Origin of the sequence: Streptomyces sp. NPDC047072 (assembly GCF_040643855.1) — a bacterium.
In the GTDB taxonomy this organism is placed as follows: Bacteria; Actinomycetota; Actinomycetes; order Streptomycetales; family Streptomycetaceae; genus Streptomyces.
Genome location: NZ_JBEYVC010000001.1, coordinates 120435 through 133839 on the forward strand (window position 1 = coordinate 120435; position 13405 = coordinate 133839).

13 protein-coding genes are annotated in these 13405 nt (G+C 70.0%); 2 read left to right on the plus strand and 11 right to left on the minus strand.

Annotated elements, in window-relative coordinates:
- Nucleotides 1–26 precede the first annotated feature (26 nt).
- Entirely contained in the window at nucleotides 27–2294 is a 2268-nt protein-coding gene (locus ABZ896_RS00515) for an MMPL family transporter (protein WP_360919516.1), read from the minus strand.
- Nucleotides 2295–2528: 234 nt separating this feature from the next.
- Between ABZ896_RS00515 and ABZ896_RS00520 the strand changes: the two genes are divergently transcribed.
- Entirely contained in the window at nucleotides 2529–3077 is a 549-nt protein-coding gene (locus ABZ896_RS00520; protein ID WP_360919519.1) for a DUF1697 domain-containing protein, read from the plus strand.
- Between the two features lie 55 nt (nucleotides 3078–3132).
- Nucleotides 3133–4170 (plus strand): 2-dehydropantoate 2-reductase N-terminal domain-containing protein, encoded by a 1038-nt coding sequence (locus tag ABZ896_RS00525; RefSeq protein ID WP_360919522.1) that lies wholly within the window; start codon nucleotides 3133–3135, stop codon nucleotides 4168–4170.
- On the opposite strand, the gene ABZ896_RS00530 is transcribed toward ABZ896_RS00525, so the two are convergent.
- The 10 genes from ABZ896_RS00530 to ABZ896_RS00575 form a co-directional block, all read right to left on the minus strand.
- A complete protein-coding gene (locus ABZ896_RS00530) occupies nucleotides 4160–4897 on the minus strand; it encodes a sirohydrochlorin chelatase (protein WP_360919525.1) in 738 nt (245 codons plus the stop codon). The two genes, ABZ896_RS00525 and ABZ896_RS00530, sit on opposite strands and share 11 nt — an antisense overlap.
- Before the next feature lie 4 nt (nucleotides 4898–4901).
- Nucleotides 4902–5780: an ABC transporter permease gene (locus ABZ896_RS00535; RefSeq protein ID WP_360919528.1), complete on the minus strand. Its 879-nt coding sequence runs from the start codon at nucleotides 5778–5780 to the stop codon at nucleotides 4902–4904.
- Entirely contained in the window at nucleotides 5767–6546 is a 780-nt protein-coding gene (locus ABZ896_RS00540; RefSeq protein WP_360919531.1) for an ABC transporter ATP-binding protein, read from the minus strand. The genes ABZ896_RS00535 and ABZ896_RS00540 overlap by 14 nt, the downstream gene beginning before the upstream one ends.
- A 34-nt stretch (nucleotides 6547–6580) precedes the next feature.
- Nucleotides 6581–7687, minus strand: a complete 1107-nt coding sequence (locus ABZ896_RS00545; protein WP_360919533.1) for an aliphatic sulfonate ABC transporter substrate-binding protein — start codon at nucleotides 7685–7687, stop codon at nucleotides 6581–6583.
- A 222-nt stretch (nucleotides 7688–7909) separates the two neighbouring features.
- Entirely contained in the window at nucleotides 7910–9244 is a 1335-nt protein-coding gene (locus ABZ896_RS00550; RefSeq protein ID WP_360919536.1) for a GTP-binding protein, read from the minus strand.
- A gap of 2 nt (nucleotides 9245–9246) precedes the next feature.
- Nucleotides 9247–10185, minus strand: a complete 939-nt coding sequence (gene cysD / locus ABZ896_RS00555; RefSeq protein WP_360919541.1) for a sulfate adenylyltransferase subunit CysD — start codon at nucleotides 10183–10185, stop codon at nucleotides 9247–9249.
- The gene (gene cysC / locus ABZ896_RS00560) at nucleotides 10182–10745 is read right to left on the minus strand and encodes an adenylyl-sulfate kinase (protein ID WP_360919544.1); all 564 of its coding nucleotides are present in this window, start codon (nucleotides 10743–10745) and stop codon (nucleotides 10182–10184) included. The genes cysD and cysC overlap by 4 nt, the downstream gene beginning before the upstream one ends.
- Nucleotides 10745–11452, minus strand: coding sequence for a phosphoadenylyl-sulfate reductase (locus tag ABZ896_RS00565; protein ID WP_360919547.1), 708 nt, complete (start codon nucleotides 11450–11452; stop codon nucleotides 10745–10747). The genes cysC and ABZ896_RS00565 overlap by 1 nt, the downstream gene beginning before the upstream one ends.
- Nucleotides 11449–11628 carry a hypothetical protein gene (locus ABZ896_RS00570; RefSeq protein WP_360919550.1) on the minus strand — a complete coding sequence of 60 codons (180 nt, stop codon included), beginning with the start codon at nucleotides 11626–11628 and terminating at the stop codon, nucleotides 11449–11451. The genes ABZ896_RS00565 and ABZ896_RS00570 overlap by 4 nt, the downstream gene beginning before the upstream one ends.
- Nucleotides 11625–13322 carry a nitrite/sulfite reductase gene (locus ABZ896_RS00575; protein ID WP_360919553.1) on the minus strand — a complete coding sequence of 566 codons (1698 nt, stop codon included), beginning with the start codon at nucleotides 13320–13322 and terminating at the stop codon, nucleotides 11625–11627. Before ABZ896_RS00575 ends, ABZ896_RS00570 begins: the two co-directional genes overlap by 4 nt.
- Nucleotides 13323–13405 lie beyond the last annotated feature (83 nt).

Genomic DNA, 13405 nt, shown 5'->3' on the forward strand with positions numbered 1-13405 from the left:
CAACGGGCCCTCAGTCCGAGTGGGTCTCAGACCCCTACTCGCTCGCCCTCGTCGTCCCGGGCCGTGGGTGCCAGCACCGCGTCAGCCGCCTCGTCGTGGGTCAGGTCCGGCAGGCGGTGCAGCCACTTCGGCAGGTACCAGTTGCGCTCGCCGAGCAGGGCCATGACCGCCGGGAGCAGCACGCCCCGGATGATCGTGGCGTCGATGAGCACCGCGGCCGCGAGGCCCACGCCCATCTGCTTCATGGACTGCATGGACAGCGTGCCGAAGATCGCGAACACGGCGACCATGATGACCGCGGCACTGGTGACGACCCCGGCCGTGGTGACCACGCCGTGCTGGATCGCGTCCTTCGTCGTCCGGCCCCTGAGGCGCGCTTCGCGGATCCGTGAGACCACGAACACGTGGTAGTCCATGGACAGTCCGAACAGGATCACGAAGAGGAACAGCGGCAGCCAGGTGATGATGGCGCCGACCCCCTCCGCGCCCACCAGCGACGCGCCCCAGCCGTGCTGGAAGACGGCCACGAGGATGCCGTAGGCCGCGCCCACCGACAGCAGGTTGAGCACGATCGAGGTGATCGCGACGGTCAGCGAGCGGAACGACAGCAGCATCAGCACGAAGGCGAAGACCACCACGAACGCGAAGACCGGGACGACCGCTCCGGCCAGCTGGTCGTTGAAGTCCTTGGAACCGGCGACCTGTCCGGTGATCGGCGCCTCAAGTCCCGCCACCTTGCCCAGAGTCGCGGGCCGCACCTCGTCGCGCAGCTTGTCCAGGCTCGCGCCCGCCTTGTCGAGGTCGGAGCCGCCGACCAGCGGGACGTAGACGAAGGCGATGTTCTGCGCGTCGTGCAGCTTGATCTCCACCGGGCCGCGCGAGGCGCCCGACGAGATCGCCTTCTCCTTGAAGTCGGCCAGCGCGCCGGTGACCTCAGGGGCGTTGATGTCCTTCGCCCTGACGATGACCTCGGCCGGCTCGGAGCCGCCGGGGAACGCGTCGTTGACCCGGTTGTAGGTCTGCACGATCGGCAGCGAGTCGCCGAACTCCTGGTCCAGCGTGAGGTTCTGGGTCTTCATGCCGACGGCCGGGGCCGCGATCGCGAGCAGTGCGCCCGCCGCGACGACCACCGAGACCACGGGCTTGGCGAGCACGCCCTTCAGCACGGCCGTCCAGAAGCGGCTCTCCCGCTCACCCGCCGGCTTCTTGCGGCGCAGCCGGCTCTCCGGGTGCAGGAAGGGGATCTTGCCCTTCTCGACCCGCTCGCCCAGCAGCGAGAGCACCGCGGGCAGCACGGTGACCGAGCCGACCATGGCGACCGAGACGACCATCAGCGAGGCCAGGCCCATCGCCTCGAACTCGGCGAGACCGGTGAACAGCATGCCCGCCATCGCCACGCACACCGTGACACCGGAGACGATGATCGCGCGGCCGCTGGTGGCGGCGGCGATCCTGAGCGCGGTCTGCGGGTCCCGGCCGGCCTGCCGCTCCTCGCGCTCACGGCGCAGATAGAACAGGCAGTAGTCGACGCCGACGGCCAGACCGACCAGCAGCATCACCGAGTTGGCGGTGTCGCTCATCGGCATGACATGGCTGACGAGCCCCATCAGACCCATCGTCGCCACGATCGCGCTGACCGCCAGCAGCACCGGCAGCAGCGCCGCGACCACCGCGCCGAAGGCGATGAGCAGGATGCCGAGGGCCACCGGTACGGCGGAGAGTTCCGCCTTCTCGAAGTCGTCGCCGAACGCGTCGGAGAACGTCTTGTTCATGCTGGCGCCGCCGATCTCCTCGATCCGCAGCGACCCGTGCTCCTTCTGCACCCCCTCGACGGCCTTCAGTACCGGCTCGACCCGGTCGCCCGCGGTGTCCGCGTCGCCGCGCATGTCGAACTGCACGAGCGCGCTGCGGCCGTCCTTCGAGATGGTGTCCGTGTCGTACGGCGAGGTCACGTCGGTGACCTTGCCGGTCCCCTCGACCGCCGCGACGACCGCGCCGACGGCGGCCCGGAAGTCGGCGTCGGTCGCCTTGCCGTCCGCGTCCTTGGCCTGGATCAGCACCGACTCACTGGCCGGCTCGTCGATCCCCGCGTCCTCGACGATCTTCGCGGCGGTGTGGGTCTCTCCCTTGAGCTGGTCGCTGTCCTTGACGTCGACCCGGCCGGCCGCCGAACCGAGTCCCATCGCCAGGACGACGAACAGCACCCAGATCCCGACGGCGGCCCAGCGGTGCCGGGCGCTCCAGCCGCCGGCCCGGGCGGCGAGCCCGCGCACCCTCGTGTCTCCGTTCCCCATGACGGGCTAGCCCCCTCGTGAGCGGTGACAGCCCCCTGCCGCCACCTTTCGTTTCGAAGGTATGGGCCCGATAAAACCCTCTCGTCGTGCTGCCCGGTGAAGTGCGAGGGGGTCCCGCTCCTCCGGAGGGACCGCGCGCCCTCCGTACTGGGGAGGAGGGTGACCCTTACATCTAACGGTCCCTGTGCGGGGCGGCGATCGGGGTCCGCGGAAGGATCGTCCTATGGTGTGCGGATGACGACGACGTACGCGGCGCTGCTGCGGGGCATCAACGTGGGCGGCAACAAGAAGGTCCCGATGGCCGAGCTGCGGACCCTGATGGAGGGGCTCGGTCTCGACGACGTCCGGACCTACCTCCAGAGCGGCCAGGCCGTCTTCGCCGCGGACCACGGGGACGAGGACTCCCTGGCCGCCGAGCTTGTGGGGGCCATCGAGAAACGGTTCGGCTTCGCGGTCGGCGTGATCGTCCGCGACCACGCCTACCTCCGCGCGATCGTCGAGAACTGCCCCTTCCCGGCCGCCGACCTGGAGGCCAAGCAGCTCCACGTCACCTACTTCTCCGAGCCGGCCGCCCCCGACCGCTACCAGGAGATCGACCGGGAGACCTATCTGCCCGAGGAGTTCCGCCTCGGCGACCGCGCCCTCTACCTCTACGCCCCGAACGGCCTCGGCCGCTCCAAGCTCGCCGAACACCTCGCCAAGCCCCGCCTGAACAAGGGCCTGATCGCGACGAGCCGCAACTGGAACACCGTGGTCAAGCTGGTGGAGATGACCGAGGGCTGACGGCGGCGGGGCCCGTGTTCATGGCAGCTACACATTGCTGTGCGAGGCTCCTCCCATGCGCTACATCATCATTGGGGCGGGAGCGGTCGGCGGAGCCGTCGGTGGGCGGCTCGCCGGGGCGGGGCACGAGGTCGTCCTGGTCGCGCGGGGCGCGCACCATGCGGCGCTCAGGGACGGCGGGCTACGACTGCGGGTACCGGAGGGCGAGTTCACGTACCGGCTGCCGGTCGTGGCCGGGCCCGGCGAACTCGGCGAACTACGCGCCGACGACGTCCTCGTCCTCGCCGTGAAGACCCAGGACACCGAGGCCGCCCTCGGCGCCTGGGGCCCGGCACCGGTCGCCGGTGGCGGCACGGCGGCCGAGCGGCTGCCGCTGCTCGTCGCGCAGAACGGCGTCGAGGGACAGCGGATCGCCCTGCGCCGCTTCCGCCAGGTGTACGGCGTCTGCGTCTGGCTGCCGGCGACCTTCGTGGAACCCGGGGCGGTCTCGGCCGCGGGCAGCCCGCTCACCGGCATCCTGCACCTGGGCCGGTACCCGCACGGCCCCGCCGAGATCCTGCACCGGATCGCCGCCGACCTGGAGAAGGCGCGGTTCGAGGCGCCGGTGACAGCGGAGGTGGGTCGCTGGCAGTACGCCAAGCTGCTCAGCAACCTGGCCAACGCGGTCGAGGCGGTCAGCGGGCCCCTCGCCGACGAAGAGGCCCTCGCCTTCGTCGACCGGGTGCGGGCCGAGGGCGCCGCCGTGCTCGACGCGGCGGGGATCGCGTACGCGAGCGTCGAGGAGCAGCGGAGCACGCGCGGCAACAAGGTCGACCTGGTCCCCCTCGACGGCGCCCCGCGCGGAGGCGGCTCCACCTGGCAATCCCTCGCCCGCGCCACCGGCACCATCGAAGCCGACTACCTCAACGGCGAGATCGTCCTCCTCGGCCGTCTGCACAACATCCCGACCCCGCTGAACGAACTCCTGCAGAGCCTCGCCAACACCTTTGCCAGGGAACGCCGTTCGGCCGGATCGATGCCGGTGGGGGAACTGGTCCGGCTGGCCGACGAAGCCGTAGCGAAGCAGCCGCCCGACACACCGCTCACGCGCTGACCGACACCAACACCCGCCTCGCGGCCGCCGTCTCGTACCGCTCCAGCACCACCCGCGCCACCTCCGGTGCGGGCCCGAGTACGTCCGCGAGGACATCCGCCTCCGCCGCCCCCCGGGCAATGCGGTCGGGCAGGAAGCCGGGCGCGAGGACGTACGGGGCGACGGCGACCCGGGCGCACCCGAGCGCCCTCAACTCCCGTACCGCGTCCTCCGTGCGGGGCAGTGCCGCGGAGGCGAACGCAGGTCGCACGGCGCACCAACCGGTGTGCCGCCACTCCCGCGCGATGTCAGCGATCACTGCGATCGCCTCCGGGTCGGTGGACCCCGCCGAGGCCAGCACGACCCCGGTCGAGGACTTGTCGGCGGGCGTCAACCCCGCCTCGTACAAACGGCGTTCGAGCGCGGACAGGAGCAGCGGGGACGGGCCGAGCACCTCCGCCTGCCGGATCCGCAGCTGCGGCGGCGCGTCCCGCAGGACCGCCGGGATGTCCGCCTTCGCGTGGAACGCACGCGTCAACAGCAGCGGCAGGGCTACGACGTCACGCACGCCCTCGGCCGCCAGTGACTCCAACACCCCCTGCACCGAAGGGATGTTGAAGTCCAGGAAGCCGGTCTCAACCCGCACGCCGGGGCGCAGGGCGCGCACCCGCCGTACGAGGGCGTGCACCGTCGCGGCGTGCCGCGGATCGCGGCTGCCGTGGGCGATGACGAGGAGGACCGGCTTCATGGGATCAGCTCTTCACCAGCAGACCGCGGCTGCGCAGCACCCACCGCTCCAGCGGACTGAAGATCAGCAGGTCGATCGCGATGCCGACGAACAGGATGAGCAGGATGGCGAGGAAGACCGTGGCCATGCTGCTGTTGGTGCGGCCCACCTCCAGGAGCTGGCCGAGGCCCATGCCCATGTCCGGGGACTGGGCGATGATCTCGGCGGCCATCAGCGACCGCCACGAGAACGCCCAGCCCTGCTTCAGACCGGCCACATAGCCGGGCAGCGCCGCCGGCATCACGATGTGCCAGGTGCCGCGCAGGCCCGTCGCGCCCAGGGTGCGTCCCGCGCGCAGGAACAGCGGGGGCACCTGGTCGACGCCCGACACCAGACCGTTGGCGATCGAGGGGACGGCGCCGAGCAGGATCACCGTGAACATCACGGAGTTGTTCAGGCCCAGCCAGATCACGGCGGGCGCGACCCACGCCACCGACGGCAGCGACTGGAGACCGGACAGGATCGGTCCGAACGCGGCGCGGACGAACTTCACCCGCGCCACCACCAGTCCCAGTGGCGTCCCGATGACCAGCGCCAGCAGGAAGCCGAGCAGGCCGCGGGAGACGCTGCCCCAGATGTACTCGAGGAGGGTCCCCTTGAGCCACTGGTCCTCGACCTCACCCCAGACGTCGGCCGGGGAGGGCAGCTTCGACGGGTTGTCGACGACCGGGTAGAGCAGGCTCCAGGCCGCCAGCACCACGACGACGGCGATGATGGGCGGCAGGATCTTGGTCTTGAAGGTCTCGCTGAAGGGCGGACGGCCGGTGGCCGTGGTCTCCAGCGCGTCGAGGCCCGCCTCGACACTCCCGGAGTCCTGCTCCGGCGTCGTCTCAGTGCTGGCCATGACGGCGGATCTCCCCACGCAGTTCTTCGGTGATCTCACGGGCCAGTTCGGCCACGGGCGCGTCCTCGATGCGACGCGGCTGCGGGATGTCGACCGTCCACTCGCGCGCGATCCGGCCCGGCCGGGACGACAGCAGGATCACCCGCTGGGCGAGCCGCACCGCCTCGCGCACGTTGTGCGTGACGAAGAGGACGGACACGCCGGTCTCCGTCCAGATCCGGGTCAGCTCGTCGTGCAGCACGTCCCGCGTGATGGCGTCGAGAGCCGAGAACGGCTCGTCCATCAGCAGCAGGTTGCTCTCCTGGGCGAGGGCCCGGGCCAGCGCCGCGCGCTGGCGCATACCGCCCGACAGTTCGTGGACGCGCTTGCCGTACGCGCCCTTGAGGCGGACGAGTTCGAGCAGCTGCTCGGTCCTCTCGCGCCGTTCGTTCTTCGGAACTCCCCTGAGCTTGAGGGCGAGTTCGATGTTCTTGCCCGCGGTCAGCCACGGGAAGAGAGCGTGCTCCTGGAACATCAGGGCCGGCCGGCCGTCCGTCGCGATGGAGCCGACGGTCGGCAGGTCCAGTCCGGCCACCAGGTTGAGCAGGGTGGACTTGCCGCAGCCCGAGGCCCCCAGGAGGGTGACGAACTCGCCGGGCGCGACATCGATGCTGATGTCGTCCAGGACGAGCTGCTGCCCGCCCGGTCCTGCGAAGGACTTCGAGACGTGCTCAAGGCGAGCGGCGTACTCCACCGACTCCTCGGCCTTGGCGAAGGTCGTTGCCATGGTCGTCACCTCCTGGGAACTCGTCGGGCGGGAATCAGCTGGTGCCGAGACCGGCGGCGTCGACCGGGCTGTCGCCCTCTGCCTTCAGGATCTTGTTGAGGATCGTGAGGTCGTAGATGCCCTTCAGGTCCGGCTTCTCCAGCAGGCCCGCCTTGACCGCGTGCTCCGCCTCGGTGTTGAGGGTGGCGGCCAGCGGGTCGTCGGTGAACTGGATGGACTTCCACGCCGGGTCCAGGACGTTCGCCTTGAGCGCCTTGCCGGAGTCGGCCTCCAGCTGCTTGTTGGCCGCGGCCTTCGCCTGGTCGGGGTTGGCGTTGATCCACTTGTTGGCCTCGACCGCGGCCTTCAGGACCGCCTCGACCGCCTTCGGGTGCTCCTTGAGGAAGGCCTGCCGCACGATGATGTTCGTGATCACGAACTTCTTGTCCGGCCACAGCGACGCCTCGTCGAGCAGCACCTTGGCGCCCTCGGCGACCAGCTTGGACGCGGTCGGCTCCGGCACCCAGGCGCCGTCGATGGCACCGGACGCGTAGGCGTCGGGGGTGATCTTGTTGTCGGTGCGGACCACCGACACATCGCCCTTGCCGGTGTCGGCGTCGACCTTCCAGCCCTGGTCGGCGATCCAGTTGAGGAACGCGACGTCCTGGGTGTTGCCCAGCTGCGGGGTCGCGATCTTCTTGCCCTTGACGTCCTTCAGGGACTTGATCTTCTTCGGGTTGACGACCAGCTTCACGCCACCGGACGCCGAACCGCCGATGATGCGCAGGTTGGTGCCGTTCGCCTTGGTGTAACCGTTGATCGCCGGGGACGGGCCGATCCAGCCGATGTCGATGGAGCCCGAGTTGAGCGCCTCGATCTCCGAGGGACCGGCGTTGAAGATCTGGTACGCGGCCTTGGTGGCGCCCAGTTCCTTCTGGAAGAGGCCCTGCTGGCGGGCGACGAGCGCGGTGCCGTGGGTCAGGTTGCCGAAGTAGCCGATCTTGACGGAGCCGAGGCCGTCGATCTTCGACGCTCCGGCGGCGACCTTCTCCTTGGCGTTGTCGGAGGTGGACTCGGAGCCATAGCCGCAAGCGGCGAGGGTGAGCAGCGGAAGCGCGGCGATGACCGCGAAGGAGCGGCGAAGAGCGGATGAAGCAGGCACGGGAGGTGTTCCTCTCGGAGGCCCGGCGGTCACGGTCTCTCAGGTCGTGGCCGGGAGGTCGGCAGGTTTGCGTCTACGGCTGTGGGGGGACGGGGCGCGCAAGCGGTGCGCGTACGTCAACGCACACATCGCGCCACTCCGCCCTGCCCGCTGCCGAGCGCGCCGCTGCCTACACGGCCGCCCTCCTTCGCGAACGTGGAGTAGTAGTCGGTGGAGTTCATGTCAGAAGTCCCACCCGTCGTCCTCGGCCGCGTCCTTGACGGGCTCGGGGGACGCGAACGACTCGCCGACCATGCCCGCGGTGAGCGTGGTGCCGTCGTTGGGGTCGATCAGGATGAACGAGCCCGTACGGCGGGAGTCGGCGTAGGAGTCCACCGGCAGCGGTTCCGCGGTGCGGATCTTCACGCGGCCGATGTCGTTGGCGACGAGCTGTCCCGGGTGCGGGTGCAGGGACAGGTCGTCGAGCGTGAGACGGGAGGGGATGTCCTTGACGATCGCCTTCACCGTGCGGGTGCCGTGCTTGAGGAGCACCCGGTGGCCGACGGTCAGCGGGGCGTCGGCGACATGGCACACCGTCGCCTCGATGTCCTGGGTGGTCGGCGGCGCGTCCTTGCTGGGCACGATGAGGTCGCCGCGCGAGATGTCGATGTCGTCCTCCAGGAGGACGGTCACCGACTGGGTGGTCCAGGCGACGTCGACGGACTGGCCGAGGAGGTCGATGCCGGCGATCTTCGAGGCGTGACCCGAGGGCAGCACGGTGACCGCCTCACCGACGCGGAACGAACCGGCGGCGATCTGCCCGGCGTACCCTCGGTAGTCGGGGTGCTCGGCGGTCTGCGGCCGGATCACGTACTGCACGGGCAGCCGCGCGTGGCAGTGGCTCAGGTCGTGGGTGACCGGGACCGTCTCCAGGTGCTCCAGGACGGTCGGGCCGCCGTACCAGTCCATGTTCGCGGACGGCTCCACCACGTTGTCCCCGGCGAGCGCCGAGATCGGGATCGCGGTGACCTCGGGGACGCCCAGCTCGGTCGCGTACGCCGTGAACTCCTCGGCGATCGCCGCGAAGACGGGCTCCTGGTAGTCGACCAGGTCCATCTTGTTGACGGCGAGCACCACGTGCGGGACGCGCAGCAGCGCCGCGAGGGCCGCGTGCCGGCGGGTCTGCTCCACGACGCCGTTGCGGGCGTCGATCAGGATCACCGTCAGCTCGGCGGTGGAGGCACCCGTCACCATGTTGCGGGTGTACTGCACGTGGCCGGGGGTGTCGGCGAGGATGAACCGCCTGCGAGGAGTGGCGAAGTAACGGTACGCCACGTCGATCGTGATGCCCTGCTCGCGCTCGGCCCGCAGGCCGTCGGTGAGGAGTGCGAGGTCGGGCGCTTCCTGGCCACGGCTGGCAGAAGCGCGTTCGACGGCCTCCAGCTGGTCGGTGAGGACCGACTTGGAGTCGTGCAGCAGCCGTCCGACCAGCGTGGACTTGCCGTCGTCGACGGAGCCCGCGGTCGCGAACCGCAGCAGGGTCGTCTCCGAGAGCACCTCGGAAGTGGTCGTGCTCATCTCTAGAAGTACCCTTCGCGCTTACGGTCTTCCATCGCCGCCTCGGACATCTTGTCGTCGGCGCGCGTGGCACCCCGCTCGGTCAGCCGGGATGCGGCGATCTCCGTGATGACCTGCTCCAGCGTCACCGCGTCGGAGTCGACCGCGCCCGTGCAGGACATGTCCCCGACGGTCCGGTAGCGCACCAGCCGCTTCTCGACGGTCTCGCCGTCCTTGGGCCCGCCCCACTCGCCGGCGGTCAGCCACATGCCACTGCGCGAGAACACCTCACGCTCGTGCGCGAAGTAGATCTCCGGCAGTGCGATGCCCTCGCGGGCGATGTACTGCCAGACGTCCAGCTCGGTCCAGTTGGACAGCGGGAAGACGCGGACGTGCTCGCCGGGGGCGTGGCGGCCGTTGTACAGGTTCCACAGCTCGGGACGCTGGCGGCGCGGGTCCCACTGCGAGAACTCGTCGCGCAGCGAGAACACGCGTTCCTTGGCGCGGGCCTTCTCCTCGTCCCGGCGGCCACCGCCGAAGACCGCGTCGAACTTCTCCGCCTGGATCTTCTCCGTCAACGGCAGCGTCTGGAGTGGGTTCCGCGTCCCGTCGGGACGTTCCTTCAGCACACCGCGGTCGATGTAGTCCTGTACGGAGGCCACATGGAGGCGCAGCCCATGTGCGGCGACCACACGGTCGCGGTACTCCAGGACTTCGGGGAAGTTGTGTCCGGTGTCCACATGGAGGAGAGAGAAGGGCACAGCGGCGGGGGCGAACGCCTTGAGCGCCAGGTGCAGCATGACGATGGAGTCCTTGCCGCCGGAGAAGAGAATCACCGGCCGCTCGAACTCGCCCGCCACCTCACGGAAGATGTGGACCGCCTCGGACTCCAGCGCGTCCAGGTGGGACAGGGCGTACGGGGCTTCCGTGCCCTCCTCCACCGCGGCGACGGTCGTCGTCATGCCAGTCCCCTCTCGGTGAGCAGCGCGTGGACCGCGGCCGCGGACTCCTGGACGGTCTGGTGCTGGGACTCGATCCGCAGATCGGGCGACTCGGGCTCCTCGTAGGGGTCGTCGACGCCGGTCAGCCCGGACAGCTCGCCCGCGGCCTGCTTGGCGTACAGACCCTTCACATCGCGTACGGAGCACACCTCGACCGGAGTCGCCACGTGCACCTCGATGTACGCGGCGCCGCTCTCCTGGTGGCGCTTGCGCACCGCCTCACGGCTGTCGGCGTACGGCGCGATGACCGGGACCAGCGCCTTGACGCCGTTGCGGGCCAGCAGCTCGGCGAGGAAGCCGATGCGCTGCACGTTGGTGTGCCGGTCCTCGCGGCTGAAGCCGAGGCCCGCGGAGATGAACTCGCGGATCTCGTCGCCGTCGAGCACCTCGACGAGGTGGCCCTCCTCGCGCAGCCGGCCGGCCAGCTCGTACGCGATGGTGGTCTTGCCGGCACTCGGCAGACCCGTGAGCCAGACGGTGGCTCCGGTCGTCACGTGTGACTCCTTGTCCGTGGTGGTCATCAGTGCAGCCCGCACTCGGTCTTGGCCCGGCCCGCCCAGCGCCCGGCGCGCGCGTCCTCGCCCTCCAGGACCCGGCGGGTGCAGGGGGCGCAGCCGACGGACGCGTAGCCGTCCATCAGCAGGGGGTTGGTGAGCACGCCGTGCTCCTGGACGTACGCGTCCACGTCGTCCTGGGTCCAGCGGGCGATCGGGGAGATCTTGACCTTCTGGCGCTTCTCGTCCCAGCCGACGACCGGGGTGTTGGCCCGGGTCGGGGACTCGTCGCGGCGCAGGCCGGTCGCCCAGGCCACGTAGTCCTTCAGGCCCCGCTCCAGCGGCTCGACCTTGCGGAGCTTGCAGCACAGGTCGGGGTCGCGGTCGTGCAGCTTGGGGCCGTACTCGGCGTCCTGCTCGGCGACCGTCCGGCGCGGGGTGAGCGTGATGACGTTGACGTCCATCACGGCCTCGACGGCGTCCCGGGTGCCGATGGTCTCCTCGAAGTGGTAGCCGGTGTCGAGGAAGACGACGTCCACGCCCTTCATCGCGCGGGACGCGAGGTGCGCGACCACCGCGTCCTCCATCGAGGAGGTCACGCAGAAACGCTTGCCGAAGGTGTCGACGGCCCACCGGAGGATCTCCAGCGCGGAGGCGTCCTCCAGGTCGCGGCCCGCCTGCTCGGCGAGGGCCTTGAGGTCGTCGGTCGTGCGCTCTTCCTGAATCGCGGTCATATCTGTTGTCCCCCTGCGTCGTTGTGCTGAAGGCCCCGGGCGAGGAGCCCGAGGAACTTCAACTGGAATGCGCGGTTGCACGCCGCGCATTCCCAGGCGCCGTGGCCCTGCTCGTGGGGACGCAGGTCCTCGTCGCCGCAGTACGGGCAGTAGAACGGGGCGGCCCGCTCGCTCATGAGAGGGCCTCCTCGCTGGCACGAGAGGCCCAGGCGGCGAAGCGCTCGCCCTCCTCGCGCTCGGCCTGGAAGCGCTTGAGCACGCGCTCGACGTAGTCGGGCAGCTCCTCGGAGGTGACCTTCAGGCCACGGACCTTGCGGCCGAAACCGGCCTCCAGGCCCAGCGCGCCACCGAGGTGCACCTGGTAGCCCTCGACCTGCTCGCCCCGGTCGTTGAGGACTAGCTGGCCCTTGAGACCGATGTCCGCCACCTGGATACGGGCGCAGGCGTTCGGGCAGCCGTTGAGGTTGATGGTGAGCGGCTCGTCGAAGTCCGGGATCCGGCGCTCCAGTTCGTCGATCAGCTGGGAGCCGCGCGCCTTGGTCTCGACGATGGCGAGCTTGCAGTACTCGATGCCGGTGCAGGCCATGGTGCCGCGCCGGAACGACGAGGGCTTCGCCGTCAGGTCCAGCGCCTCCAGGGCCTCGACCAGTGGCTCGACCTGCGCCTCCTCGACGTCGAGGACGATCATCTTCTGCTCGACGGTGGTACGGACCCGGCCCGAGCCGTGTGCCTCGGCGACCTCGGCGATCTTCGTGAGGGTGGCGCCGTCGACGCGGCCGACGCGCGGGGCGAAGCCGACGTAGTAGCGGCCGTCCTTCTGCTTGTGCACACCGACGTGGTCACGCCAGCGGCCCGAGGGCTCGGCGGGCGCGGGGCCGTCGACGAGCTTGCGCTTGAGGTAGTCGTCCTCCAGGACCTGGCGGAACTTCTCCGGGCCCCAGTCGGCGACCAGGAACTTCAGACGGGCGCGGGTGCGCAGCCGCCGGTAGCCCCAGTCACGGAAGATGCCGACCACACCGGCCCACACCTCGGGCACCTCGTCCAACGGCACCCAGGCGCCCAGCCGGACGCCGAGCTTCGGGTTGGTGGACAGGCCGCCGCCGACCCACAGGTCGAAGCCGGGGCCGTGCTCGGGGTGTTCGACACCGACGAAGGCGATGTCGTTGATCTCGTGGACCACGTCCAGGAGCGGGGATCCCGAGATCGCCGTCTTGAACTTGCGCGGCAGGTTGGAGAACTCCTTGCTGCCGATGTACCGCTCGTGGATCTCGTCGATCGCCCAGCTGCCGTCGATGATCTCGTCCTCGGCGATGCCGGCGACCGGAGAGCCGATGACGACACGCGGGCAGTCGCCGCAGGCCTCGGTGGTGGAGAGACCGACCGCCTCCAGGCGGTTCCAGATCTCCGGGACGTCCTCGATGCGGATCCAGTGCAGCTGGATGTTCTGCCGGTCGGTGACGTCGGCGCTGCCCCGGGCGAACTCCTGCGAGATCTCGCCGATCACCCGCAGCTGCTGGGTGGTGAGGCGTCCGCCGTCGATCCGCACCCGCAGCATGAAGTACTTGTCGTCCAGCTCCTCCGGCTCCAGGACCGCGGTCTTGCCGCCGTCGATCCCGGGCTTGCGCTGGGTGTACAGCCCCCACCAGCGCATCCGTCCGCGCAGGTCGTTGGGGTCGATCGAGTCGAAGCCGCGCTTCGAGTAGATCGTCTCAATGCGTGTCCGCACATTGAGACCGTCGTCGTCCTTCTTGAACTGCTCGTTGCCGTTCAGCGGGGTGTGGTGCCCCGCGGCCCACTGACCCTCGCCGCGGTGACGGCTCACCTTGCGGCGGGGCGCTGCGGCAGCAGGGTTCTGCGGGGTGGCGGCCATGGTTCTACGTCCTTCGGGACAGGCGGGAAAATCGGCTCTGACCTGCGCGTTCGGGCGCATGAGTAGTCATGCGCGACAGTGCG

What these genes read in the sequence shown, in the direction of transcription:
- ABZ896_RS00575 (WP_360919553.1), bottom strand. Translation starts at nt 13,322, where the DNA reads ATGGCCGCCACCCCGCAGAACCCTGCTGCCGCAGCGCCCCGCCGCAAG.
- ABZ896_RS00535 (WP_360919528.1), bottom strand. Translation starts at nt 5,780, where the DNA reads ATGGCCAGCACTGAGACGACGCCGGAGCAGGACTCCGGGAGTGTCGAG.
- ABZ896_RS00570 (WP_360919550.1), bottom strand. Translation starts at nt 11,628, where the DNA reads ATGAGCGAGCGGGCCGCCCCGTTCTACTGCCCGTACTGCGGCGACGAG.
- cysC (WP_360919544.1), bottom strand. Translation starts at nt 10,745, where the DNA reads ATGACCACCACGGACAAGGAGTCACACGTGACGACCGGAGCCACCGTC.
- cysD (WP_360919541.1), bottom strand. Translation starts at nt 10,185, where the DNA reads ATGACGACGACCGTCGCCGCGGTGGAGGAGGGCACGGAAGCCCCGTAC.
- ABZ896_RS00565 (WP_360919547.1), bottom strand. Translation starts at nt 11,452, where the DNA reads ATGACCGCGATTCAGGAAGAGCGCACGACCGACGACCTCAAGGCCCTC.
- ABZ896_RS00525 (WP_360919522.1), top strand. Translation starts at nt 3,133, where the DNA reads ATGCGCTACATCATCATTGGGGCGGGAGCGGTCGGCGGAGCCGTCGGT.
- ABZ896_RS00540 (WP_360919531.1), bottom strand. Translation starts at nt 6,546, where the DNA reads ATGGCAACGACCTTCGCCAAGGCCGAGGAGTCGGTGGAGTACGCCGCT.
- ABZ896_RS00550 (WP_360919536.1), bottom strand. Translation starts at nt 9,244, where the DNA reads ATGAGCACGACCACTTCCGAGGTGCTCTCGGAGACGACCCTGCTGCGG.
- ABZ896_RS00515 (WP_360919516.1), bottom strand. Translation starts at nt 2,294, where the DNA reads ATGGGGAACGGAGACACGAGGGTGCGCGGGCTCGCCGCCCGGGCCGGC.
- ABZ896_RS00530 (WP_360919525.1), bottom strand. Translation starts at nt 4,897, where the DNA reads ATGAAGCCGGTCCTCCTCGTCATCGCCCACGGCAGCCGCGATCCGCGG.
- ABZ896_RS00520 (WP_360919519.1), top strand. Translation starts at nt 2,529, where the DNA reads ATGACGACGACGTACGCGGCGCTGCTGCGGGGCATCAACGTGGGCGGC.